Origin of the sequence: Pedobacter sp. UBA5917 (assembly GCF_002432345.1) — a bacterium.
Lineage (GTDB): Bacteria > Bacteroidota > Bacteroidia > Sphingobacteriales > Sphingobacteriaceae > Pedobacter.
Map to the genome: position 1 here is coordinate 1 of NZ_DJDT01000032.1, position 10,442 is coordinate 10,442.

The 10,442-nt window shown below is 40.1% G+C and carries 9 protein-coding genes; 8 read left to right on the forward strand and 1 reads right to left on the reverse strand.

Annotated elements, in window-relative coordinates; translation table 11 throughout:
• From B2V92_RS02120 to B2V92_RS02130, 3 genes are all read left to right on the forward strand, one after another.
• Nucleotides 1-185: YdeI/OmpD-associated family protein (locus B2V92_RS02120; RefSeq protein WP_293304415.1), on the forward strand; the 185-nt coding region annotated here is incomplete at its 5' end.
• Nucleotides 186-293: 108 nt separating this feature from the next.
• The gene (locus B2V92_RS02125) at nt 294-791 is read left to right on the forward strand and encodes a hypothetical protein (protein ID WP_293304416.1); all 498 of its coding nucleotides are present in this window, start codon (nt 294-296) and stop codon (nt 789-791) included.
• Nucleotides 792-1,275: 484 nt separating this feature from the next.
• The gene (locus B2V92_RS02130) at nt 1,276-1,845 is read left to right on the forward strand and encodes a DUF4256 domain-containing protein (RefSeq protein WP_293304417.1); all 570 of its coding nucleotides are present in this window, start codon (nt 1,276-1,278) and stop codon (nt 1,843-1,845) included.
• 4 nt (nt 1,846-1,849) lie between these two features.
• Here the strand turns inward: B2V92_RS02130 and B2V92_RS02135 are convergent, their stop codons facing one another.
• Nucleotides 1,850-2,350: a GNAT family N-acetyltransferase gene (locus tag B2V92_RS02135; RefSeq protein WP_293304419.1), complete on the reverse strand. Its 501-nt coding sequence runs from the start codon at nt 2,348-2,350 to the stop codon at nt 1,850-1,852.
• 871 nt (nt 2,351-3,221) lie between these two features.
• On the opposite strand from B2V92_RS02135, the gene B2V92_RS02140 reads away from it, so the two are divergent.
• From B2V92_RS02140 to B2V92_RS02160, 5 genes are all read left to right on the forward strand, one after another.
• A complete protein-coding gene (locus B2V92_RS02140) occupies nt 3,222-6,473 on the forward strand; it encodes a carboxypeptidase regulatory-like domain-containing protein (protein ID WP_293304421.1) in 3,252 nt (1,083 codons plus the stop codon).
• Nucleotides 6,474-6,737: 264 nt separating this feature from the next.
• A complete protein-coding gene (locus tag B2V92_RS02145; protein WP_293304423.1) occupies nt 6,738-6,896 on the forward strand; it encodes a hypothetical protein in 159 nt (52 codons plus the stop codon).
• A gap of 291 nt (nt 6,897-7,187) precedes the next feature.
• On the forward strand, nt 7,188-7,757 hold the full coding sequence (locus tag B2V92_RS02150) for a helix-turn-helix domain-containing protein (protein WP_293304424.1): 570 nt from the start codon (nt 7,188-7,190) through the stop codon (nt 7,755-7,757).
• Between the two features lie 90 nt (nt 7,758-7,847).
• On the forward strand, nt 7,848-8,738 hold the full coding sequence (locus B2V92_RS02155) for an alkaline phosphatase (RefSeq protein ID WP_293304425.1): 891 nt from the start codon (nt 7,848-7,850) through the stop codon (nt 8,736-8,738).
• Between the two features lie 206 nt (nt 8,739-8,944).
• On the forward strand, nt 8,945-10,264 hold the full coding sequence (locus tag B2V92_RS02160) for a DUF5690 family protein (protein WP_293304427.1): 1,320 nt from the start codon (nt 8,945-8,947) through the stop codon (nt 10,262-10,264).
• The last annotated feature ends 178 nt before the right edge of the window (nt 10,265-10,442 follow it).

Below are 10,442 nucleotides of genomic sequence, written 5' to 3' on the forward strand. Positions count from 1 at the left end.
CTGCAGAGTTTCAAAGTAAACTGGATCATATTCCAGATTTAAAAGCAGCTTTCGAGGCTTTAACCCCTGGACGACAGAGAGGGTATCTGTTATATTTTTCAGCAGCTAAACAACCCAAAACCCGCGAAGCAAGGGTAGAAAAATACTTGCCGCAGATTTTGAACGGTAAAGGATTGGATGATTAGTTGTGGTGTCGGATGTTGCCATCCGACACTGAAGCTTCTTTTTTAAATTAATTTATAGTCAGATGGTAACATCTGACTGCACAACACATCTGACCACATAACCAAAATATGAACACCTCATTATATTTAAAAGAATTTCAGAAGGCTGCCGATCAGCTGGATAAAGGATTACTTAGCGAAAAGCAGATTGAAGTAGCTGTTGGTGTGGTTTTGGACTCGGTGTGTTTAAAACTCTATAAAAAATCGTGGGCAAGTGGGCTGCAGGATCCTTTAACTGCCGAATCGCGGATTTTCTTTTCCATCTGGGTAAACGATGCTACGGTTGAAGTGCAAAAAATAAGTTATAACATCCATGCATTCAAACTAAGGTATTTAAAGGGTTACGCCATACAAAGCCGACAGTTTGCAGATGTTTTTAGAGAAAGTTTTAAGGCTTTTGAACACCAATGGCCAAATGTAAGTGTAAATTACGGACCATTGACTTTAATGGAAGGTTGGATAAAGCTCGTTGAAAACAATCTTCCGCGTGAAGTTTTATCATTGGCGAATAACTTTTTGGCAATAGAGCATTTAGTTGATGATGCGCTTTTGAAATTCAAAAAATGAAAACTTATTAAGCGTTTATATGGCCATTATGCTTCATGTAAAAAAGTGTTTTAAGATTAGGAAATGAACGGTTTGTGGTGCTTGGCGGTTTTTAGTCCCGCCATTCGCTGTAGCTCCGATAGAAAAATCGGAGGCTGCCGCTGCTGTCGGGTTTAAAAACATAGGTTTGTGCACCTTGCAACCTTAAAAATGAAATACTGGTTTGGCCATTTAGCCCCGGTTGAAGCGTTACCCTGCAGCAACGAGGTACGAGGAAGCGAAGCGTAAAAGCGGAAAACGGGATGAAACTTCGTATGTTGAACAGGCATTGCGCTCCGTTACCATTGACAGACTCTAAATAAGAATCGTCATCTCGACTGAAGTGCAACGAAACGGAGAGATCTATCTCGAGATAGATTTCTCGACTACGCTTCACTCTGCTCGAAATGACGGTGCCTCAGTGGTACTCATTTTATAATAAAAAAACATTAATCAAATATAGGTTATGAGCAAAATAAACAAAAAAGAACTTTCTGCAGCGCAAACAGCAGAGCTGCTCCATACTTTAAAAATCCGGTTCGAGAAAAACATGAACCGGCATAAAGATTTAGATTGGAGTAAAGTACAGGAAAAATTAACGGCTAAACCTGAAAAATTATGGGTGCTTGATGAAATGGAAATTACAGGAGGCGAACCGGATATAGTGGATTACGATAAAAGCACGGACGAATACATTTTTTACGATTGCGCTGCCGAAAGTCCGAAAGGACGGCGAAGCGTTTGTTACGACCTTGAAGGACTTGAATCGAGAAAAGAACACCAGCCAGAAAATAATGCGGTTGATATGGCTGCTGCGATGGGTATCGAATTGCTAACCGAAGAGCAATACCGTAATTTACAACAGCTCGGAAAATTCGACACGAAAACTTCAAGCTGGCTGTTTACCCCACCTGCAATCAGGGAATTGGGCGGTGCCCTTTTTGGCGATCGCAGGTACGATCATGTATTTACTTACCATAATGGTGCGCAATCATACTATGCAGCCAGGGCTTTCCGCGGTTTGTTAAGGGTGTAAATAACTATAACAGCTTTTCGTAACAGAAAAACCGCAAACCCGGACGTTTGGCCAAACCGATTTCGCCACTAAAAGTATAACCCAGTTTTGGGAAAAGCGCTTGTGTGGCTTTGTTTTTGCTATTGGTATCTACCCTTAAAATTTTAATATCATTTGCTATGGCAACCACTTCGGCCTGTTGCATTAAAGCTTTGGCAATGCCTTTGCCCTGGCAATCAGGATCAACGGCTAAACGGTGCGTAACAATTGCTTTTTCGGTAATGTCCCAGCCGGCATCCGTATATTCTTCATCCTGATCGTTTGTAATCGCCGAAACGCCAACAACCTGATCTTCCAATAGCGCTACCCATAACTGCCCAATAGCTATATCTTTTGCGAAAACTTCAGGATTGGGATAATCATCTCCCCATTGAAAATTCCCGGCAGCCCGCATTAAGGGTACAACCTTTCTTACCAGCTGCATAATTTGAGGTATATCTTCTGTAATGGCTAATCTTATTGTCATGGGTGCAAAGATAATAGTTGGGTTCATTCGTTCAGTTGTTCGTTGGTCATTTGTTTACATAGGTTAACTGTTTACCCTTCGGCTACGCTCAGGGGGTTAATCGGTTAATTGCCCAATTATTTTATTGTTAAATTGTTAATGAAAACAGAATTGCTTAATTGTTCGATTGCTAAATTGTTAAAGCAAATTGCCAATTGAAAACTGTTGTGAATGCTTAATTGTAATAGGAGAATTGCTTAATTGTTCGATTGCTAAATTGTTAAAGCAAATTGCCAATTGAAAACTGTTATGAATGCTTAATTGTAATAGGAGAATTGCCTAATTGTTCGATTGCTAAATTGTTGACTGCAAATTGCCAACTGAAAACTGTTGTGAATGCTTAATTGTAATAGGAGAATTGCCTAATTGTTCGATTGCTAAATTGCTAACTGCAAATTGCCAACTGAAAACTGTTGTGAATGCTTAATTGTAATAGAAGAATTGCTTACTAAATTGTTAACTGCAAATTGCCAACTGATAACTATAATGAATGCTTAATTGTATTAGGTTAATTATTTCATTACTATACCGATCGCTAGTTACAACAATAGAGCAATCAAACAGTATAGCAATAAAATAACCTTACAATCTTTCAGTCTAACACAAAGCACTTTAGGTTAAAACAAAACTTCATGAAATCTTCATCTTTCTGTTTGATATTTGAGCATATCGCTCTTCTTATTATTCCGGCTTTAGAAAGGCTGTTAAGGAATTGTTTTTCTATTGTTTAATACTGATTTTCTTATTGTTAATTCAAGGTTAAAGTTAATATGTTGTTAATATTGAATTAACATTAGTGCTGTTGTTTTGTACCAAAATAAAATAACAGAAAATGAAATCACGTATACTATCCCTAGTAAGTATCTTCGTGCTCCTGGTTACATTTGTCCAGGCACAGGTTACAACGTCTAGCATTAACGGAAAAGTAAAGGATAACAAAGGCTCTATTCCTGGGGCAACCATCGTTATGGTACATGTACCAACTGGTACAGTATCAAAAGGTTCGTCGAACGAAAACGGCCTTTACCGCATTGGTAACTTAAACCCGGGCGGACCATACAAAATCACCGTAACCTTTGTAGGTTATAGTCCGGTGGTAAAAGAAAACATTTATTTAACGCTTGGTAACGATGTAAAACTCGATATCGATCTTCAGGAGCAGGGCAACCAATTGGCCGAGGTGAGTGTTAAAGGTCAAAAAGGCGGAACCAAAGCAGGTGCGGGCACAAACATTGGTGAAGGTCAGATTAAAACCCTGCCTACCATGAACCGCAGTTTGCAGGATGTTACCCGTGTAACCCCTCAGGGCAGTAAAGATAATACCTTTGGTGGTACCAACTTTAGGTATAACAACGTAACCATCGATGGTGCAATTAATAATGACGCGATTGGTTTCAGTCCTTCATTAGGTGGTCAGAGCGGAAGCTCGGGCATGCCTGGTAGTAGTACCCGTACCAATCCGGTTTCACTTGATGCGATCCAGGATGTTACCGTTCTACTTTCTCCTTACGATGTTAAAGTAGGTAACTTTTTAGGTGGTAGTATCAATGCGGTAACCCGTGGTGGTACAAACGAAGTTGTTGGATCGGTTTATGGTTATGGCCGTAACGCATCGTTGATCGGCAGAAACAAAATTGGCGATAACAGCAAGGAGCCTTCGGCTTTCCACGATTATCAAACCGGTTTCCGTGTAGGTTTCCCGATCATTAAAGATAAATTATTCTTCTTCACCAATGAGGAGATTACCCGCCGTCAGGATCCGGTAATTTTAGGTGCAGGATCGTCGGATATGAAATTGCTTACCTTGTCAGAGGCACAACAGATTTCTGACCGTATGAAAAATGCTTATGGTATTGATGCAGGTTCGTTTGGCGATTACAACATTTATTCACAATCAAACAAATTCTTTAACCGTTTAGATTGGAATATCAACGAAAATAACCAGTTAACCATCAGAAATAACACCATTATTTCGAAAGCAACCAACCTGGAAAGAGATCAGCTTAACTTCAGGTTTGGTGGTATCGATTTTAAACAGAACAACAACCAGACTTCAACTGTTGCCGATCTGAAAACCCGTTTCGGAAATTCGGCTACCAACAACCTGATCGTTGGTTATTCTACTGTTCACGATTATCGTGATCCGCTTTCTAATCCGGCAGTACCTCAGATCGAAATTGCTGCAAACGGTGGAACATTGTTTTTAGGTACCGACCGTGAGGCAAGTATCTTCAACATGAAACAGAATACTTTCGAATTTACAGATAACTATACTTACAGCTCAGGTATCCATACTTTTACTGTTGGTACACACAACGAGTTTTACAACATCAACTATGGTTTTGTAAACTCATGGAACGGCCGTGTGGCTTATGGTAGTATTGCCGATTTCCTGGCCAACAGGCCGAACAGGGTACGTACAAGTTATAACTACGACGATAATAGCCGTGATAATATTATTGCAAACCCAACTGCAGAATTTAATGTAAACATGTACAGTGTTTATGGTCAGGATGAAATCCGCATCGGCGACCGTTTTAAATTAACACCGGGTTTACGTTTCGATATGGCTGATTTACCTAATATGCCATCATTGAGTTCAAAAACTACAAACTCGCCTGTTGATCCAAACTATGGTACAACTTATACTTATACCCAGCCATCATCAATTACCGGAAAATTCCTGAACAAAATCCAGATTTCTCCACGTATCGGTTTTAACTTCGATGTATTGGGTAACCAGAGTTTGGTTATGCGTGGTGGTACCGGTTTATTTACCAGCCGTGTTCCTTTCGCATGGATTGGTTATGCTTACTACAACAACGGCGTAAACTATGGTGCTTTCGATAAACCGTATGTTTACTCAAGCTCGGATCCTACAAAAATCTCAACTCCGGTGGCAGGTTCCGACCCGATAAAAGATGCTTTAACCGGTAATGGCGAAGCGGGTTATGTAACCAAACAGGGTGTTAATGTTAAAGATGCAAACGGCGCTACACAGGTAGATTTGGTTGATAACAACTTTAAAATGCCAAAAGCATGGAGAAGCAATTTAGCTTTCGACTATAAAACAGACGACCAGTGGAAATTTACAGTGGAAGGAATTTTTAGCCAGGTAATTAAAGATGTGCAGTTCCAGCAGATCAACTATGTAGATAATCCTACTTACATGGTTTACGATACGCAGAAACAACAGCCAATTTACTCTGGTGCTAAAATCAACCCGTTGTACACTAATGCTTATTTGTTATCGAACACCGATAAAGGATATAAATACAGCTTAACTGCACAGGTAAGTAAATCACTTCCTTTCGGTTTGGATATGATGGTGGCTTATACCTACGGAAGATCGAAAGATATTGCCAACGGTATCCGTAACTCAATGGAATCTAACTGGCAGTTAAACCAGTCGCTTAGCCCGAACAATGCAGCATTGGCTTATTCTAACTTCGATATCCGTAACAGGATTATCTCAACCATCAATTACAGGTTAGATTGGGCTAAAAACGGTAAATATGTATCTAACTTCTCGTTGTTCTTCAGCGGTCAGTCGGGTTCTCCATATTCGTTAGGTTTAGTAAACACCAGGATCAACGGAACCGGACAAACAGTAAGTTTAATGTATGTACCGGCTGTAGGCGAAACACAGAAATTCTTTGCCAATACACCTGATGGAATTGCACAGGCAGCAGCATTCGATAGCTACATCAATGGTGATAAATACCTGAGCAGCCGTCGCGGCGATTTTACTGAACGTAACGGTGCACGTACCCCTTGGAATGTTCAGGCCGATTTCCGTTTCTCTCAGGATTTACAGGTTGCAAAAGGAAAACACCCTCACGTACTTACTTTAACTTACGATATCATCAACTTAACCAACCTGGTTAATAAAAATTGGGGAGTTCAGTATTTTTCTCCTAATACTTATAACTCTATGGCCAGTATGGGTATCAAAGTTGCAACAGCAGGTACACCAACCGCATATCCGGTGTATACCTTTGCCCAAAAAGATGTAACCTCTTACTCAAAAGATTTCTTTGCATCACGTTACCAGATGCAACTGGGATTGAGATATAGCTTCTAATCTTTTTTTTAAAACTAATATATATACGGTCTGACCTTAAAAGGTCAGGCCGTTTTTTGTTTACGCTGCGGTCGAAATGACGCGACTTTTTGATAGCGTTTGGCGTTTAATAACAATTAACCAGTTAATCAATTTAACCAGTTAACCTATGCCAACCAATGAACAAATGACCAATAAACCAATTAAACCTTTTCTATTCTCCACCTGTCCAAATTAAACACACAGCGTAAAGCTTGATTTATTTTTCACTTAAAAGGTTAGGTTATGAAAAAGATTGTAAATGCGTTGCTCTTATTGGTTATGGCGTTAAACTTTAGTGCATGCGTAGTTAGTGCACGTGCGCCACGTGCCCACTGGGTGCCCGGACATTATAATGTTGGTCCTTATGGCGGTCGCCATTGGGTACCGGGCCATTACCGTTAAAAACTCTATCGGCCGGTGTTTCTCCGGCCGATTTTATGATGTTATTTTATAGTTCATTACTACACTTTTATTTCTCTCTGTAAATCTTCTTAAATCTGCGGGAGAATTTTGCGCTTTGGTTCCTGCGGATCGCTGTAGAATTTTGATCTCTGTGTACTCCGTGCCTTCTCTCTGTTTTCTCTGTGGTTAAAACCATTGTTTATCATCAAATTTAGGTGTAACTAATGTGATGCTTCATTTATATTATTGGAATAAATATATACATTAGCGCTATTAATCCCCACTTTAACCATGCAGGAAGAAATCCTTTTACAGATTAGCGGAAAAATTAAAGAAAGACGTAAAGAACTTGGCATAACCGTTCAGGAACTGGCAGATAAAGCAGAAGTAAGTAAGGGTTTGATCTCCCAGATCGAAAACAGCAGGACTATCCCATCCTTAATGGTATTAATGGATATTATCAAAAGTCTGGAGATCGATTTGAACAGCTTTTTTAAAGACATCAATTTTCATAAAAAAGATGCGCCGGTATTGGTAAAACGGAAGGAGAATTACCAGAAGTTCGAAAAAGAACAGGCCATTGGTTTTAACTATTCTCGTATTTTAACTAAGAACATTAAATTTTCTACTGCAGATTTTGTGCTGTTGGAGTTGGAGGTAAATGCACATCGTCCAATGGTAAAAACCGAAGCTTTCGAATTTAAGTATATGATTGAGGGTAAGGTAGAATACCAGTTTGCCAAAAAGAAGGTAGTGCTCGAAAAAGGCGATTCGATGCTTTTTGACGGTAGGCTTTCGCATACCCCGGTAAACATTGGCGATACCAAGGCCCTAATGCTTGTGGTTTATTTTTTCGAGTAACAATTTAGTAAACAAAGTTTATTTATACTTAACAATTTTTTACCTTCATCTTCATAAATCAACCCTACCTTGACCGGTAAAAATATGAATATGAAAAAATTCCTGAAAAGCACATTTCTGCTGCTTTGTCTGGCTGTTTTTGCCCAGGCGCAATCTAAAAAAATCAAACATGTAATCCTTATCGGTTGCGATGGCTTTGGTGGCTATGCCTTGCAGGAGGCCAATATGCCCAACCTTAAAGCTTTAATGGCCAATGGCTCGTGGACGGATAAAGCACGTTGCGTGCTGCCATCATCAAGTGCTGTTAACTGGGCTTCGCTACTTATGGGGGCCGGACCAACCGAGCATGGTTATACCGAATGGAACAGCAAAGTACCCGAAATCCCTTCGGTAACCAAAACGGCTTATGGTTTATTTCCCGGGATTTTTAGCGTAATCAGGGATCAGAAAAAAACGGCAAAAACAGCAATTATTTACAGCTGGAACGGTATAGGTTACCTGTTCGAAAAGGAAGCGGTAAATATCATTGTTGATGGCAAAGAAAAAGACGATTTCTGTACCGATACGGCTGCGGCGATCATCAAAAAAGAAAAACCTTATTTTACTTTCCTCCATTTAGATGAGCCCGATAACACTGGGCATGCCATTGGCCACCGCACGCCTGCTTATTACAAACAGCTTGAACTGGTAGATCAGCGTATCGGGAAAATTGTAAAGGCGGTAAATGATGCAGGTATTGCAGATGAAACCATTATTCTGGTTACTGCCGACCATGGCGGAACAGCTAAAACGCACGGTGGTAAATCGCTTGATGAAGTGCAGATTCCCTGGATTATCTCAGGCCCGGGGGTACGTAAAAACCACGAGATAAAAGATGTGATCATTACTTACGATACGGCAGCAACATTAGCCTGGTTAATGGGCTTGCAAGCGCCGCAGAGTTGGCGAGGAAAGCCTGTACTAGAGGCCTTTGCGAAATAAAACAGGATCTTTTCCGTTAAACTTAACAATTTGATAACTTATCGTTTGTTTATAAATAATAAACATTGTTTACTATTGTTTTTAATTCAGTAGTTATGGCGATAAAGTTGATCATATGTTATCCGGTGCACAAAATCGGTTCGGGCGAAAATAATAACCAGGTATCCGTTAATATGGTAAGGATACCGAATATAATAACCAAATAGATGAGCTTGCTACAGATTGTCCGCAAAAAAGCACTGAACTGGCCATACTGGCTGGTTACTTTGCTTGGTGGTGTTGCAGCCTTTGGTTGTTATACCAGTATGTACGCTTTCCGTAAAGCTTTCGCTTCGGCTACTTTCGATCAACAGGAATTTTTGCACATCGATTATAAGGTTTGGCTGGTTATTGCGCAGATGGTAGGTTATACCCTTAGTAAGTTTTACGGGATCCGTTTTATATCCGAATCTGGCAAAAGCAACCGCGCCAGGAGTATCATTTTCCTGATCCTTTTTTCGTGGCTGGCCCTGCTTGGCTTTGCACTGGTACCTGCACCTTACAATATTGCATTTCTTTTGCTTAACGGTTTTCCATTAGGTATGATCTGGGGTTTGGTATTCAGTTACCTCGAAGGAAGAAAAACAACCGAATTTATGGGGGCATTAATGTCTATCAGTTTAATTTTTGCCTCGGGTTTTGTTAAAACGGTAGCAAGGATGCTCATGTCGTTTGCCGCAGTAAGCGATTATTGGATGCCTTTTCTAACAGGATTGGTTTTTCTGCCGGCCCTGTTCCTCTTTGTTTTTGGTTTGGAGGTAATTCCGCCGCCATCCAAAGAAGATCAGGCGTTGCGTACCAAAAGAGTACCCATGGATGCAAAACAACGGAGGGCTTTTATCACCACTTTTTTACCGGGCATTATTTTAACCATCATCATTTATGTGCTGCTTACCTGTATCCGCGATATGCGTGATAATTTTGAGGTCGAGATCTGGAATGGTCTGGGCATTCACGATAACCACATTTACACGCAGATTGATACCCTAATTTCGGTAGTGGTGCTGGTAATGATGGGACTTTTGATCCTGATTAAAGATAACCTAAAAGCTTTTACCGTAATCCACATCATGATTATTGCAGGTTGTTTACTGGTAGGTTTAAGCACCTTCTTTTTTGATAAAGGCTATATCAGCCCGATCAGTTGGATGGCTTTACTGGGTATGGGGCTGTATATGGCCTATATTCCTTATAATGCCATTTTCTTTGAGCGGATGATTGCCAATTTCCATTACAAGAGCAATATCGGTTTTATTATGTACGTAGCCGATTCAATCGGTTATGTAGGCAGCTTTTCGGTATTGATGATGCACGAATTTGGTGAAACCAATATTAGCTGGATGCATTTCTTTAAGCAATGTTTATTCGCTGTGCCATTAGTTGGAGGGGTATGCAGTGTGCTTTCGCTGATTTATTTCAGAAGGAAAAGTTTGGTTACCAATAAGAAAATGAGGGCAACAGGAGATATGGTTTTAACGGGGAAATGAAAAAGACCGGTTTTTTTTCACTTTACCATATAAGAAATATAAGGATGTTTGAGCTTATACTCTGAGTTTGAAAAGATATTCCGTAAATATTTTAATCTATAGTCGTCACCCTGAATTTATTTCAGGGTCTATTTAGCAGGAAAGATGCTGAAGCAAGTTCAGCATGACGATCGCGTTA